Here is a 13,449-nt window from a genome sequence, read left to right on the forward strand (position 1 = left end):
AGGAATTGGACCTTCCGCGATCCACCTCACATCCCGGTCGGATTCGCCTCTTACGCTAGGCTGCCGTTGTCTCCACCCTGCGCAGGCACCCTGAAGGTGCCGCCTCACTTCCTCGATCATGGAGCACCACGCGCATGAAGCATGCACTCAATGGACTTGCGGTACTGGCAATTGCCCTGGGCGGACTGATTCCGGCAGCGGCCAGTGCCTCCTCGCAACGCATCACGCATACGGTGACCACCGACGCGTATCCCATGCAGACGGCGAGCGCACGCCAGGTGCTCGACTGGGTGGCGCAACGGGTAAAGCCGTCGTTCGCCCCGCAGGGCTACGGCAACGTGCAGGTGGAACGGCGTGCATTCTCGGTGGGGCGCGCGTCTGCACGCGCGGATGAATCGATTCCGGGAAAGCTGCCGGAGCAGGGCATTCCCGGTGAGATCTACCGGGTGGAGAACCTGCTTCCCGATGGCTCCATCCAGACGTGGGAATTCACCTGGGTGGAACCCTCATCCGGCCATGGCGGCGGCTGGGATGTCACCGGGTACTCCTACAAGAAGGGCAATGACCCGGTGAATCAGCAATAGCGGGACAGGGGCAATGCGTGCTGCGTTGCCCCGTTCCGGACATACGCCAAGGCCGAATGTGCCGCTGCGCTTCAACCACCGCGGCGGCGAACCGGCGTCAGGCTCTGCACCTGGCCGCTGTTGCGCATCATGCACAGGAAACGGCCATCGGGATAATCGATGATCAGTTCCTGGTAATCGCTGCCCACCGGCATCTGGGTGACCAGTGCGCCCTGAGCGCCCTTGCGCATGTTGCACGCGCCCAACGCGGTATCGCCCGCCGGCGCCGGGGTGGTCACCGAAGACACGTTGCGGAACACCGCGCGGCATCCACCATTGACCCACACCGAGTGCCGCGACAGGCCCCAGTTCTTGCCTTCCTCGCAGCGGGTGCGGCTGAGCTGGCGCACGATTTCCACATTGCCGCGGGTATTCAGATCGCACGACACCTGCTGCTCGTCAGTGGATTCGCAGGTAACTTCGCGCGGTAGCGCGGCATCGCCACCGGCGGCGGCGTGAGATTGCGCGCCACTTGCGGCGGGCGCGGGTGTGCCGCGAGCACTGACCTGGCAGATGCCATTGGCGCCGCCACGGCCGGTATAGCTGATCTGCGGCGTGCCGTCATCGCTGCGGCTGATCGACAGGGTGATGCCGCTGTTGGCATCGCGTGCTTCGAAATAGAGGTCGTTGAAGCGCTTGAGCGCCGCCTCGCGGCCCTGCACGTAGACCGGGCCGCCTTCGTCGGCGTGCACGTCGATGCCGCCCGGGCAGCTGGCGTTGAAGAACGGCACGGCAGCCATGGCCGGGGCCACGAAAGCGGTGGACAACAGTAAGGCGGCGAGCGGCAGGGCGTGGCGACGCATGATCGGATCCCTAAGGGGCCCGGGGTGGGCCTGTGGCGGCAGTATGCGATGGGCAGTGGCGGACTTTCCGTGAGGGATAGCAAGAACCGGTGGCGCGCGTGGGGATTCAGGTCTGCTAGGGTGTCCTTGGAGGCCTGCCGGGGCGGTTAAGCCAGCTTTACGTCGTGAGCCGCGATGGGCGGTGCGACAGCGATGGCACAGCCGGATGTATCGTGGGCTGCGGCACCGCACGAACTGTCGTTTCTGGCTTTGCACTGCTCGAAACAGGCCAAACGCGATAATTCATTTTTCCTTTCAGATCGCCCGATGCCATCGAAACAAACGACTGGCAGGCGGGGATTTCGCCTGCGCATGATGAATCGCCGCCTTCAGCGAGGTGGCCGGGATTTCCAACCCGAAGACTGAAAGCTGTATACGCTTGCCAGCCGGCGTCGTCCTTCCCAGGTGCGACGCCGGCTGGCAATCCGTTCGCCGATCGACGGCGGGCGGTGCGTGGGGGCCTCGTGCCCACCGGCTCATTCAGTCCCGGGATTGGAAACCACGTATCGCCCGCCACCCTATCATGGCGGCACCTCTGTTCCTGACGAGGATGCCCGCATGTCCAGAACCAACCACCCCTACCTGACCGCCACCCTCGGCGAGGCGGCTCTGCGCCTGCCACCTGAACTGGCGCAGCCATTGGAAGCCGCTTTCGCCGCTGCGAACGAAGCGCCTGCGTCCATCAACCTGCCCAGCTGCCTGCAGCGCATCCGCGCCGGTGATGCCGCCGATGGACAGCCGTGGACGGGGCCCGCCAGCACACCCGGCCAGGCCGTGGCCGCCGCACGCCGGGACCGCGCTGCGGTGGGTTTGGTGTCGCTGTTGGAGCTGTACCACGCCGCCGAGCGCGTGCGCGTGGACGGGGAAGAGAAAGACGACATCGGCGACGGCACGCGCGAAGGACTGATGCTGGCCTGCCGGGGGCTGGCGGAGTATGTGGCGTTGCAGGTGGGCGGGGCTCAATAATGCGCAACGTTGGCATCCCCAACGCACAGGTTCAACACGTCGCAACCCCGGCCAACGAATCAGGCAGACCCGCTGCTGGGATGAGCACACCCTACCCAAACCTGAAACCTGTCCTCGTTGAACTGCGGCTGGACGAAGTGGATTCGCGCGGCGGCGCTGTTGCCGAGATGATCGCCTCCACCGCACGCCCCATGGCGCTCTCGATAAGCCCTGAACTCATGTGGTACAGCTTCGCCTTGAATGACAGAGCCATCACCCGCATCACGCCTGGAACGAGGGCACACTGCACGATCTCCTTCATCAACCATGACGGTGCGAAAGAGGCATTTCCTTGTGGCACGGTGGCTGCCTTCGGAGACGGATCGTCAACAAGAGGGTTGATCCGCATCATTCGGATTGATTGAGGCTGATCGCACCGGACTTCTTGGAGCGACGGAAGTGGAGCTCAGCGCCTTGATGCCTCACACAGCACTGGCATGCAGGCGCACACCCAAGGCACGGGTCACCTTCAGGATGGTGGCGAAATCGGGGCTGCGTTCGCCGGACAGTGCGCGGTAAAGACTCTCGCGCGACAGGCCCGCCGCGCGCGCAACCTTGCTCATACCCTGAGCGCGCGCGATGTCGCCGAGCGCCTTGGCGATGAACGCGGAATCGCCGTCGCTTTCGTCGATGCAGGCGTCGAGATAGGCGGCCATTTCTTCGGGTGTCCGAAGATGTTCGGCCACATCAAATGCTTTGAGTTCGACTTTTTTCTTAGTGGCCATGATGGAACAGCTCCAGTACTTCGGTATTGATTCGTTTCGACTACAGCCGGTTCGACGCTCACAGGGCACGCGCAATCTCCCTGGCCTTTTCGATATCGCGTTGCTGTGAGCTTTTGTCACCTCCGACCAAAAGAATCAGCAACTGCCTGCCGCGCTGGGTGTAGTACAGGCGGTAGCCCGGCCCTGCATCGATACGCAGTTCGGAAATACCGTCCCCCAGATAGCGGTGATCACCCGGATGGCCTTCGGCGAGCCGACCGATGCGGGCCAGGATGCGAGCGCGTGCAGTTACGTCCTTGAGAGCGTCAATCCATGTCGCGAACTGACGGGTACGCTGGATCTTCATGGAGGACTGTAGCCTAAAGGCTACAGTCTTTCAACTATCGGATTGCCCGCATGGAGGTGTGCTCGGCCTTCCGTCTGATGTTCCCTCCCTCGCAGCTGACGCCCCGTTTTTTAAACTGGAAAGTGGAACCGGGTGCGTCTTCAGTAGCTCATTTTTCACGGGAACCCGATCCGTACTCACAGAACGCTGTGCTAGATTCAAGAGCGTGACATTGGCGCGAGAGATGCTTTCATGGATGCGTGGGTCGAGGAATGCGATTCTTCATCAAAACGCGGACGTCGGCGCCGCCTCTGGATCGCAGCGCGTCGTCGCCTCGCGATCGTTATTCCGGCGCTTGTGCTGACAGCATGTTCGAGCGCCGCGACGTCGCCCCCATCAGATCATGTGAATCAAAGACAGGCCATCAAATCAGGGAGTGAAGCTGGTATGGAGCGATTCAAGAACAGCATCGAGCGATTGTCCAATGTGCGTTTTGGCGATATCGATGCATTGAACGAACAGCTTCACACGCATCTTGGAAAACCGGCTCGGCAGGGCCTGAGAGACGAGCGAACCGCAGAACGTGGAATGTTGGGCGGCCTTGAAGTTCGGAACATCACACTGAGAAGTGCTGTCGATAATCCTGCGCAGGCGAAGCTGACCTTCGATGTCGCGCCACCGAGCGTCGCGCTCAAAGAAGTCATCTGGGAGGGAACGGCACAGTATCCACCTCGGCCTGATGCCCCTGACTCCCTCCCTTACTGGACCGCGCCAGTCAACGGTGCTGAGGTTGTACTCACTCTGGCCGCTGACAATGCGACATTGACCCACGTATTGATCAGTCAGCGTTGACCCCCCTGGGCAGGAGCTCGAACATGGAACGTACTGAAGACTCTGAACTGCCGCAGCCGCAGGACGGGCCTCGCCCAGGACCCGTACGTCGGCCGGAGTCCCCGTTGGCTGACCCTTCGTTGGCGCCGCTTCTGGCGAAATCCCCAACACTTCGAGCGGGTCTCGCACAGGCCGAGCGCGACGATCTGGATGTTGTCTGGGGACAAGCCGGTAGGGGCACCTATCTTGTTCCCGGTGAGAAGATCGTTATTGACGAGAACGCGGTTGGGCAAGGCCCCAGAATCGCGCGCTCTCTTTCCCATGAAGTGGGGCACCATCTCTTCACTGAACGTCCCGATCCGACGTCCAAGCAATCCTATGTAAACACCCTGCTACGCGGAGAAGCAGCTGCGACGCTCAGTAATGTCCAGGTCCAGCGTGAACTCATTGCAGCTGGTGGGCCGGACATTGGTGTGTCCGGCACGGGTAATCGTCCACAACAGTATGGAGCTATTGCCGTTGAACTCCAGGCCGGGCGGATCAATCGAAACCAAGCGCTTGGGCAGATCGCTGAAGTGTTCAAAACAGAGGCTCCTTCTGTTGGTCCTCATGCGACATACGAGCTTTACTATGGCGCGCACTATGATCAGCACATAGCACCCACGCAGCGTCGACGTAGGCCCGAACCAGAACTTGACGCCGAGCGCACTTCGGCTGCGGAAAGAGTCGCCGTGGTCGCCGACGATTCACTTTCGCTGCAACGAGCCACTTTCTCAGTAGCTGAACTCTGCGATGCTGACCGTTCTCTCTATAAGCAGATAAGAGCGGGTGTGGAACGCCTGGACGCCGAGAGCGGGAAGCAGTGGGATGAGTCGAGCCAACGCATGTCCGCGAGTTTGCTGGTGCTCGCGAAGGAGCAAGGGCTTTCAAGAGTTGACCACGTTGTAGTGAACAACCCGACAGAGTCCCTTGCACGTGGCGAGAGAGTATTCATCGTCGAGGGGGCGATGGACGATCCTGCCCAACGCCGTGGAACCATGAATACGATGGACGCGCTTCGCGCGCCTGAAGCAGAGTCACTTCATCGCGCTGATTCATTGGCAGCAAATCTTGAACAGCAGTCAGCGCAGCAGGTCCATGCGCAGGACGGACCATCATTCTCAAGGTAAGACTGCCGAGGCACCGGGTGTACCGCCTTTCGAACCACTGGGCGAGTACCTGGAGCAGCGCAAAGAGGCGCTGACTCATGGGGATGGTGCCGCTTATCCGAATCGAACGGATGACCTACTGTTTACAAGACAGTTGCTCTACCAACTGAGCTAAAGCGGCATGGGTGGTGCACCGGCGGCAGCGCCGCGGTCCGGGGATTCTAGCGCAACCGCGTGCATTCCAGCGACCGGCTCTGTGCCGCTCCGCTGCGCTGCTGGGCCTGGGCCGGCTGCGTGCCCGCCGCCAGTTGCCCTTCCAGCCACCACTGACCGGCGTCGCCGCTGGCGACCAGGCGCGGCTGGAAGCCGGCGGCCTGCACCGCTGCCATGCGGCGCTCGGCGCCCTCGCGGTTACGGTACTGGCCCAGCGCCACGGCGTTGGCGTCCTCGCCCTGGCTGATGATGTAGTAGTCGCTCAGGCCGGCGGCGACGATGCGCTTCACGGTGGCCTGCGCTTCGTCGCGGTTGGCGGCGGCCGGCAGCATCACCCGGTAACGGGCACTGCCGCTGGCAGCGGGCTGTTCGCGCAGGCGCACCTGGCTGAGCAGCGTGCCGGCCTTGCCCTGCGCGCTGCTCGCGGCGGCGCGGTCGGCGAACGGGCCCAACGCGATGCAGCGCGGCGGCTCAGCGGCCGCGGGCGGGGTTGCGGGCGTTTCCGGGGCCGGTACGGGTGCAGGCGGTGGTGCCGGCTTGGCAGCGGCAGCAACCGGCGCAGCCTCAGCCACCTGCGGCTTGGAAACTTCCGGCTGGGCCGGCACGGCCGGCGCGGGCGCAGGCGTCGCAGCCACCGCGGTCTTCGCAGCCGGTTCGCGCTCCATCAGCGGTGCTGTCGGAGCGGCGGCGGTGGCCTCGGCTGCGGCAGTGGCATCCACGCCACCGGGCACCCAGCGCAGCTCGGCCACGCCAGCGGGTTGCGGTGGCGGCGCAGGCTTCTGTGGTGCATCGCGCAGCAGCCACCAGCAGGCGACGCCAAGGTTGAGGATGGCCAGTACGACGATCAGGGCACGGGTCAGCATGCGCGGATACTAGCCTGCGGGCTGGTGCACCGCCCAGCGGGCGAGGCCATCCAGCACCAGCGAGGGGTGGTAGTCGGCACCGGGCAGCAACGGCATCAGCGCCGGTGCGCCGCCACCGTGCACCAGCAGCGACAGTGCCACACCCAGCAGCGTGTGCGCCTGCTGTGCGCTGCGTTCAATCAGCGCCACCGCGGCGCCATCGCAGCCGGAGGCCAACGCATCGGCGGTGTCGTTGGCGAACTCGCTGTAGTCGCCGCCAGTGGCCGGCAGCTGCACCGCACGCGCGTGCAATGCCTCGCGCATGGTGGTGGGCGATGCGGAGATGCGGCCACCGTGGTGCTGGCCGTCGGCGTCGAGCAGGTCAATCGTCAGTGCGGTGCCCACGCCGACCACCAGCACCGGGCGCTGCGCCTTGGCTGCGGCCAGCAGGGCCAGGAAGCGGTCGACGCCGAACTTTTCCGGCTTGGCATAGGCAATGCGCACGCCGGCGCATTCGGCGCTGGTTCGCACCACCTGCACATGCTCGAAGCGGCGCTGCAGCTGGTCCAGCATGGCGCTGGTCAGCGACGGTGCGGCCACGCTGGCCACGAACGCGGTGCGGCCGCTGGGCAGGCTATGCGGTGGCTGCCCGGCCATGCCTTCGGCACCATGCGCCCAGGCCTGCACGTCACCGGCACGGTCACCCTGCAACGGCGCGAACTTGAAGCGCGAGTTGCCGAGGTCGAACAACCAATCGCTCATGCCGCCCTCACGCTGACTTCGCCGGCGTGCAGCAGACGCTCACGGCCATCGATGCGCACGCGCAGCGCGCCGTCATCGGCCAGGCCGAGTGCGGTGCCATGCTGCCACTGCCCATCCAGTTCCACCCGCACCTCGCGGCCGGCCAGCATGTCGAAGGCGGCGTAGCGCGGCAGGAACGGAGCAAGACCTTCACGATCGAATTCCTCCAGCGCCGGCAGCAGGCGCGCCAGCACGGCGGCAACGACCACGTTTCGATCCACTGGCTTGCCAGCCAGCGTGTCCAGGTCCACCCACGGCTGGCTGATCTGCTCGGCGAACGAGGGCGGCATGTGCGTGTTGATGCCGATGCCGATCACCGCGCGCGCCGGGCCGGCGTACTCACCGCCGCCTTCTGCGAGCAGGCCAACCAGCTTGCGGCCATCGACCAGCAGATCGTTCGGCCACTTCAGCTGCGCCTCGGTGTAGCCCAGATCGTGCAGCGCTTCGGCCACGGCGATGCCGGCCACCAGGCTCAGGCCGGCCAGGCGGCCGAGGCCTCCGGAGAACAGCCGCAGCACCGACAGGTAGACATGGGCGGCCAGCGGCGAGGCCCAGGTACGGCCACGACGGCCGCGGCCACCGGTCTGGCGTTCGGCCAGCAGCACGCTGACCCCGCGCTGGGGCGCGCTGCACCGCAGCAATTCGGCATTGGTCGAGTCCACCGTCCAGGCCACTTGCAGGTCGTGCAGCAGCGCCTGGGCGTCGGCGGGCAGGCCAGCGCGGATCGCCGCCGGGTCCAGCAGGTCAACCGGGCGGGTCAGGCCATAGCCCTCGCCGGCACGGCCCTCGACATCCACACCGGCGGCCCTAAGCCCTTGAATACGCTTCCAAATAGCCGCCCGGGTCTGGCCCAGCTCACGGGCCAGGGCGTCGCCGGACAGGCGACCGGCAGCGAGTTTGGCCAGCAATTGGCGATCGTCCACGGCAGCTTCCACGAAGTCAGGCAGGAATTATGCGGGAAAGCCGCCAGCGACGCCCGCCACGCTGGGTTCTGCGGGGGCTTCCAACGGGGCGCCGGGTTCGGGCTAGAATCGGGAACTCACCCTCCCTTAACGTGGATGTCGTCAATGCGCCGTTATGCCCATTGCCTGATCCTGCTGATGATGCCCTTCGCGGCGTCTGCGACGGCAGCGCTGGACGACAGCCGCGGCGCTTGCGTGTCCTCCAACGGTGATGCCGCCTCGCAGCGCGCGCCGACCGCGACCGCCTCGGCTGCGACCACCAAGCCGGCACCGGTACGCCCTGCGGCCAGCAGTGCCACCAGCACCGGGGGCGGCGGCAGCGACGACGACGTGCTGCAGCGCATCCGTGCGCCGAAGTGGCACAGCTACCTGCCGGGAATGTTCCGCTGATCAAGTCGTTGCTGCAGTGGCTGCGGCCTGCGCCGCGGCCGATCGACGATGCACTGTGGGAACACGCCTGCCGCCGTGCGGCCTGGCTGCACGGACTGGACGACGAACGCCGTGCGCGCTTGCGCGTGTTGGTCACGCGCTTCCTGCATGAGAAGACCATTACCCCGATCGGTGAGCTGCAGTTGCAGGCCGACGACGGCGTGCTGCTGGCCGCGCTGTGCTGCCTGCCGCTGCTGGAGTTCGGCGCGGTGGGGCTGGAGGGCTGGTCGCAGCTGATCGTCTACCCCGACGCGTTCCGCGTGCACCGCAGCCACATGGATGCGGCCGGCGTGCTGCACGAGTGGGATGACGAGCTGATCGGCGAGTCGTGGGACAGCGGTCCGTTGATCCTGTCCTGGGCCGATGTGCAGGCCGACCTGGCGGCGCCGCACGAGGGCTACTGCGTGGCGGTGCACGAGATGGTGCACAAGCTGGATGCGCTTGATGGGGCGATGGATGGCACGCCGCCGCTGCCGCGTGCGTGGCAGCGCGAGTGGGCGGCCACGTTCCAGCGCGCCTACGATGCCTTCTGCGCGCAGGTGGACGCTGGCCAAGAGACCCTGATCGATCCGTATGCGGCCGAGGCGCCGGAGGAGTTCTTCGCGGTGGCCAGCGAGTACCACTTCTCGGCACCGGATCTGCTGCAGCAGGCGTTGCCGGAGGTGGCCGCGCAGCTGCGGCGGTTCTACGGCGAGCCGCCCAGGATCACAGTACGGTAGTTCCGGCCGCTGGCCGGCACCCTCATGCTCTTCGATGGCATGGCTTGATTGCCGGCCCGCGGCCGGCACTACCGATCAACGCGGTTTACGGCCCTGTGGGCAAGCGCACTTCGAAGCGGGCGCCGCCCAGTTCGGCCGAACGGCCCACGGCCAGTTCGCCGCGGTAATCCTTGATCAGGTCCTGCACGATCGACAGCCCGATGCCGTGGCCCTGCACGCGCTCGTCGCCACGCACGCCGCGCTGCAGTACCTTGCCGATGTCATCCGGGGCGATGCCCGGGCCATCATCGTCCACCGCCAGCAGCAGGCCGGCGCGGCGCGCGTTCGGTGCCGGCAGTGGCTGCGCGGTCAGCAGCACACGGCGGTTGGCCCACTTGAAGGCGTTCTCCAGCAGGTTGCCGAGCAGTTCCTGCAGGTCGCCCGGTTCGCCGTGGAAGCGTGCGGCCGGATCGATATCGAATTCGCACAGCACACCCTTGGAGGCATAGACCTTCTCCAGGCCACGCACGATTTCCTCGGCGTTGGACTCGATCGGCAGCGGCGCGGAGAACAGCTTGTGGCCCGACGAGGCCGCGCGCGCCAGCTGGTACGAAACCAGGTTGTTCATGCGCTGCAACTGCACGTCCAGTTCTTCGCGCAGCGCGCCGTCGCCGGCACCGCTGTCCATCTGCGTGCGCAACACCGCAATCGGCGTTTTCAGGCTGTGCGCCAGGTCGGCCAGGGTGTTGCGCTGGCGCTCGAGGTTCTCGCGCTCGCTTTCGATGAAAGCGTTGATGCTGTCGGTCAGCGGTTCCAGCTCGCGCGGGTGGCGCTCGCTCATGCGCTCGGTCTCACCGCGCTGCACCTTGGTCAGCTCGGTGATCACCCGGCGCAACGGGCGCAGGCTCCACTGCAGGATGACGGTCTGCAGCAGCAGCAGGATCAGGCCGATGCCGCCCAGGTAGAACCAGACGCGGCCACGGAACACGCGCAGCTGGGCCCCCAGCGCGCGCGAGTCTTCCATCACATAGATGGTGTACGGGAATTCGGTGGCAGGATCGGCGTCGGCGCCCCACACCAGGCCCAGGCCGTAGCGGTACACCGAGCCCTGGCTGCCATCGATCTGGATCATCGGCAGCGGCCCTTCGAACACCTCCTGGCGCGGTGCAAGCAGGCCGCCGCCGACGGTGGGCAGCATCGGGCCTTCGGCGGACATCGAATTGCCCTTGCCGTGCGGCATCACTACCTGCAGGTACAGGCCACTGCCGGGCACGTCGAAGCGGGAATCCGGCGGCTGCTCGCGGATGTACAGCGAGCGGTCGCGGGTGAAGTCGATGCCGGCCGCGTAGGAGGTGGCGTAGTTCTTCAGGCGCTCACGCAGGTTCGCCTTCGCCGTGTCGGCGAAGGCGGCGTCGAGCGCGTAACCGGCCAGGGCCAGGAACGCCACCAGGCCCACGGACGCGGCGAGCATCTGGCGCGCCTGCAGTGAGCGCGGCCGCCAGCGTCGGAAGAACCACAGACGGCCGGACATCGTGTAAGCGCCAGGGCGAGCCGGCTCAGCCCTCGTTGCGCGGAATCGCGAAACGGTAGCCGCGACCGCGCACGGTCTCGATCGGCTTCAGTTCGCCATCCGGGTCCAGCTTCTTGCGCAGGCGGCCGATGAACACTTCCAGCACGTTCGAGTCGCGGTCGAAGTCCTGCTGGTAGATGTGCTCGGTGAGGTCGGCCTTGGAGACCAGTTCACCGGCATGCATCATCAGGTACTCCAGCACCTTGTACTCGTAGCTGGTCAGGTCGACATTGCTGCCGGCCACGCTGACGGTCTGGGCGGCGAGGTCCAGGGCGACCGGGCCGCATTCCAGGGTCGGCTTGCTCCAGCCAGCGGCGCGGCGCAGCAGCGCGTTGACGCGGGCCAGCAGCTCTTCGACGTGGAACGGCTTGACCAGGTAATCGTCGGCGCCCTGCTTCAGGCCCTCGACCTTGTCCTGCCAGCTCGAACGCGCGGTCAGGATCAGCACCGGGAACTTCTTGCCTTCGTCACGCAGGGCCTTGATCAGCTCCATGCCCGACATCTTGGGCAGGCCGAGGTCGATGATGCCGACATCGAACGGAACTTCGCGCCCCATGTAGAGGCCTTCCTCGCCGTCCTGCGCAGCATCGACGGCAAAGCCTTCGCGCTTGAGCCGGGCTGCCAGGGTCTCACGCAGCGGGGCTTCGTCTTCGACCAGAAGGATACGCATGAACTCTCCCTAGTGTCCTGGGTGTGGCCCGGAGGCCAGTGGGGTACGGGTTGATAGCGACGACTATCCCTGTTCAGGGGTTATCGCCGCGTAGTGATGACATATCCGACCGCGGCGTGCGCGGCTGTGAACGCGACGGGGCGGGGTCGTCCATGTAGCGGACCCGGCCCCGGTCGTCCATGTATTTCACCCGGTTGATGTCACGACCATCGAACGGCACGCGCTCGGCACCGAGGATGTGGCCACCGGTGGTGCGCTGCACGCGGCGCACGGCATCGGACAGCGAACGTTCGTCGCCACGGTTGCCGCGCTCGCCCCGCTCCATCATCTCTGCACGCCCCTGCTCGCCACGCGTCGGCTGCTGCGCCAGCGCCGACGACAGCGGCGCGGCCGCCAGCACCACGCACGTGGCCAGGGCAATGCGGCAATGAAGGGGAGCGGAAGACATCGATGCGATCCTAGCCGAGCACGGCGATTCGTTCAAAAGTCGTGAATCCGGATGCCGGGTTCGGGACCCGGCCTTTTACAAATCCTTTGCAAATTCTTGGTTTGAGGCAGTGAATCCGGTCTGAACTTTTCCGGTCCCGACCTCATGATGTTCAGCTAGGTGAACATTCGGGACCAATTGCCGCGCGGTGTCAAGTCAGGAATGTGACTGCGGTCACGCTGCGGCACGATCCGCGTCACGCTCCGTGACCGCCAGCGCCTGCTCGACCAGGCCCCAGTCGGCACCCGGACGGTGCGCGCCTTCGCTCAGCACCTGGCGGAATGCGCGGCCACCGGGCTGGCCGTGGAACAGGCCGAGCAGATGGCGGGTGATGTGCTTCAGCGCCAGGCCTTCGTCCAGGCGCGCTTCCACGTAGGGACGCAGCGCGCGCAGCAGATCGCCGCGAGGCTGCAGCGGAGCGCCGGTCTGCAGCGCCTCCAGCTGATGCAGCAGGTAGGGGTCGTGGTAGGCCGCGCGGCCCAGCATCACGCCATCGACGTGCGCAGCCTGCGCCTGTACCGCCTCGATGCTGGCCAGGCCCCCATTGAGGACCACCGGCAGCGCCGGGCGCTCCTGCTTCAGGCGGTAGGCCCAGTCGTACTTCAGCGGCGGAACCTCGCGGTTCTCCTTCGGCGACAGGCCCTTCAGCCACGCGTTGCGCGCGTGCACCACCACCATCGCCGCGCCGGCGGCGACCTGGCGGTCGACGAAGGCGGCGAACACGTCGTAATCGTTGTCCTCGTCCACGCCCAGGCGGCACTTTACCGTCACCGGGATCTGAACGGCATCGACCATTGCCGCCACGCACTCGGCCACCAGCACCGGTTCGCGCATCAGGCAGGCGCCGAAGCGGCCGGCCTGCACGCGGTCGGACGGGCAGCCGCAGTTGAGATTGATCTCGTCGTAGCCCCACTCCGCCGCGATGCGCGCAGCCTGCGCCAGCAGCGCCGGGTCGCTGCCGCCCAGCTGCAGCGCCAGCGGCAGTTCGCTGCGGTCGAAGCCGAGCAGGCGTTCGCGATCACCGTGGATGACTGCGTTGGCGTGCACCATCTCCGTGTACAGGCGCACGCCGGGCGCCAACACGCGGTGGAATACGCGGCAATGGCGGTCCGTCCAGTCCATCATCGGGGCAACGGACAGGCGCAGGGAATCGGCGTAACGGGCGGCGGCGGACGTCATCGGGCTAGTGATCGCAGAGACTGGCATTGCCAGTGAGATCAATAGTTTACACCGACCTACTGAATGGCGGCGGGTGGCCGTGGGACCGGTCGACCGGCC

The 13,449-nt window shown here is 65.9% G+C and carries 17 protein-coding genes and 1 tRNA gene; 7 read left to right on the forward strand and 11 right to left on the reverse strand.

The genetic code is table 11. The features are described 5' to 3' along the window. Positions 1-134: 134 nt before the first annotated feature. On the forward strand, positions 135-584 hold the full coding sequence (locus tag BLS66_RS18505) for a hypothetical protein (protein ID WP_057494455.1): 450 nt from the start codon (positions 135-137) through the stop codon (positions 582-584). A 71-nt stretch (positions 585-655) separates the two neighbouring features. Here BLS66_RS18505 and BLS66_RS18510 read toward each other — a convergent pair whose 3' ends face one another. Next, positions 656-1,426, reverse strand: coding sequence for a DUF3011 domain-containing protein (locus BLS66_RS18510; RefSeq protein WP_074726502.1), 771 nt, complete (start codon positions 1,424-1,426; stop codon positions 656-658). Between the two features lie 597 nt (positions 1,427-2,023). Between BLS66_RS18510 and BLS66_RS18515 the strand changes: the two genes are divergently transcribed. Both BLS66_RS18515 and BLS66_RS18520 read left to right on the forward strand, forming a co-directional pair. After that, positions 2,024-2,431: a hypothetical protein gene (locus BLS66_RS18515; protein ID WP_074726503.1), complete on the forward strand. Its 408-nt coding sequence runs from the start codon at positions 2,024-2,026 to the stop codon at positions 2,429-2,431. Between the two features lie 80 nt (positions 2,432-2,511). After that, a complete protein-coding gene (locus BLS66_RS18520; protein WP_074726504.1) occupies positions 2,512-2,835 on the forward strand; it encodes a hypothetical protein in 324 nt (107 codons plus the stop codon). A 57-nt stretch (positions 2,836-2,892) separates the two neighbouring features. On the opposite strand, the gene BLS66_RS18525 is transcribed toward BLS66_RS18520, so the two are convergent. Further along, positions 2,893-3,195 (reverse strand): addiction module antidote protein, encoded by a 303-nt coding sequence (locus tag BLS66_RS18525; protein WP_064237476.1) that lies wholly within the window; start codon positions 3,193-3,195, stop codon positions 2,893-2,895. Positions 3,196-3,253: 58 nt separating this feature from the next. Continuing rightward, the gene (locus tag BLS66_RS18530) at positions 3,254-3,541 is read right to left on the reverse strand and encodes a type II toxin-antitoxin system RelE/ParE family toxin (RefSeq protein ID WP_012478870.1); all 288 of its coding nucleotides are present in this window, start codon (positions 3,539-3,541) and stop codon (positions 3,254-3,256) included. 231 nt (positions 3,542-3,772) lie between these two features. On the opposite strand from BLS66_RS18530, the gene BLS66_RS20665 reads away from it, so the two are divergent. Together BLS66_RS20665 and BLS66_RS18540 are read left to right on the forward strand one after the other, a co-directional pair. After that, positions 3,773-4,372, forward strand: coding sequence for a hypothetical protein (locus BLS66_RS20665; RefSeq protein WP_143025194.1), 600 nt, complete (start codon positions 3,773-3,775; stop codon positions 4,370-4,372). Positions 4,373-4,476: 104 nt separating this feature from the next. Further along, positions 4,477-5,520 carry an XVIPCD domain-containing protein gene (locus BLS66_RS18540; RefSeq protein ID WP_244153014.1) on the forward strand — a complete coding sequence of 348 codons (1,044 nt, stop codon included), beginning with the start codon at positions 4,477-4,479 and terminating at the stop codon, positions 5,518-5,520. 84 nt (positions 5,521-5,604) lie between these two features. Here the strand turns inward: BLS66_RS18540 and BLS66_RS18545 are convergent. From BLS66_RS18545 to birA, 4 genes are all read right to left on the reverse strand, one after another. Next, a tRNA-Thr gene (locus BLS66_RS18545) sits at positions 5,605-5,680 on the reverse strand. Between the two features lie 40 nt (positions 5,681-5,720). Beyond that, positions 5,721-6,575, reverse strand: a complete 855-nt coding sequence (locus tag BLS66_RS18550; RefSeq protein ID WP_074726506.1) for an SPOR domain-containing protein — start codon at positions 6,573-6,575, stop codon at positions 5,721-5,723. 9 nt (positions 6,576-6,584) lie between these two features. Beyond that, positions 6,585-7,316, reverse strand: coding sequence for a type III pantothenate kinase (locus BLS66_RS18555; protein WP_074726507.1), 732 nt, complete (start codon positions 7,314-7,316; stop codon positions 6,585-6,587). Then, on the reverse strand, positions 7,313-8,278 hold the full coding sequence (birA, locus tag BLS66_RS18560; protein ID WP_074726508.1) for a bifunctional biotin--[acetyl-CoA-carboxylase] ligase/biotin operon repressor BirA: 966 nt from the start codon (positions 8,276-8,278) through the stop codon (positions 7,313-7,315). Before birA ends, BLS66_RS18555 begins: the two co-directional genes overlap by 4 nt. A gap of 144 nt (positions 8,279-8,422) precedes the next feature. On the opposite strand from birA, the gene BLS66_RS18565 reads away from it, so the two are divergent. Both BLS66_RS18565 and BLS66_RS18570 read left to right on the forward strand, forming a co-directional pair. Beyond that, a complete protein-coding gene (locus BLS66_RS18565; RefSeq protein ID WP_014645622.1) occupies positions 8,423-8,707 on the forward strand; it encodes a hypothetical protein in 285 nt (94 codons plus the stop codon). Further along, the gene (locus BLS66_RS18570; protein WP_167357717.1) at positions 8,674-9,465 is read left to right on the forward strand and encodes a M90 family metallopeptidase; all 792 of its coding nucleotides are present in this window, start codon (positions 8,674-8,676) and stop codon (positions 9,463-9,465) included. The genes BLS66_RS18565 and BLS66_RS18570 overlap by 34 nt, the downstream gene beginning before the upstream one ends. 85 nt (positions 9,466-9,550) lie before the next feature. On the opposite strand, the gene BLS66_RS18575 is transcribed toward BLS66_RS18570, so the two are convergent. The 4 genes from BLS66_RS18575 to dusA all read right to left on the reverse strand — a co-directional run bounded on the left by BLS66_RS18575 (position 9,551) and on the right by dusA (position 13,377). Further along, positions 9,551-10,975, reverse strand: a complete 1,425-nt coding sequence (locus BLS66_RS18575; protein ID WP_049466224.1) for an ATP-binding protein — start codon at positions 10,973-10,975, stop codon at positions 9,551-9,553. A 25-nt stretch (positions 10,976-11,000) separates the two neighbouring features. Continuing rightward, positions 11,001-11,684, reverse strand: a complete 684-nt coding sequence (locus BLS66_RS18580; RefSeq protein WP_004136763.1) for a response regulator transcription factor — start codon at positions 11,682-11,684, stop codon at positions 11,001-11,003. Positions 11,685-11,757: 73 nt separating this feature from the next. Then, on the reverse strand, positions 11,758-12,132 hold the full coding sequence (locus BLS66_RS18585) for a hypothetical protein (protein WP_053504938.1): 375 nt from the start codon (positions 12,130-12,132) through the stop codon (positions 11,758-11,760). A gap of 213 nt (positions 12,133-12,345) precedes the next feature. Further along, a complete protein-coding gene (gene dusA / locus BLS66_RS18590; RefSeq protein ID WP_074726510.1) occupies positions 12,346-13,377 on the reverse strand; it encodes a tRNA dihydrouridine(20/20a) synthase DusA in 1,032 nt (343 codons plus the stop codon). Positions 13,378-13,449 lie beyond the last annotated feature (72 nt).

Origin of the sequence: Stenotrophomonas pavanii (assembly GCF_900101175.1) — a bacterium.
In the GTDB taxonomy this organism is placed as follows: domain Bacteria; phylum Pseudomonadota; class Gammaproteobacteria; order Xanthomonadales; family Xanthomonadaceae; genus Stenotrophomonas; species Stenotrophomonas pavanii.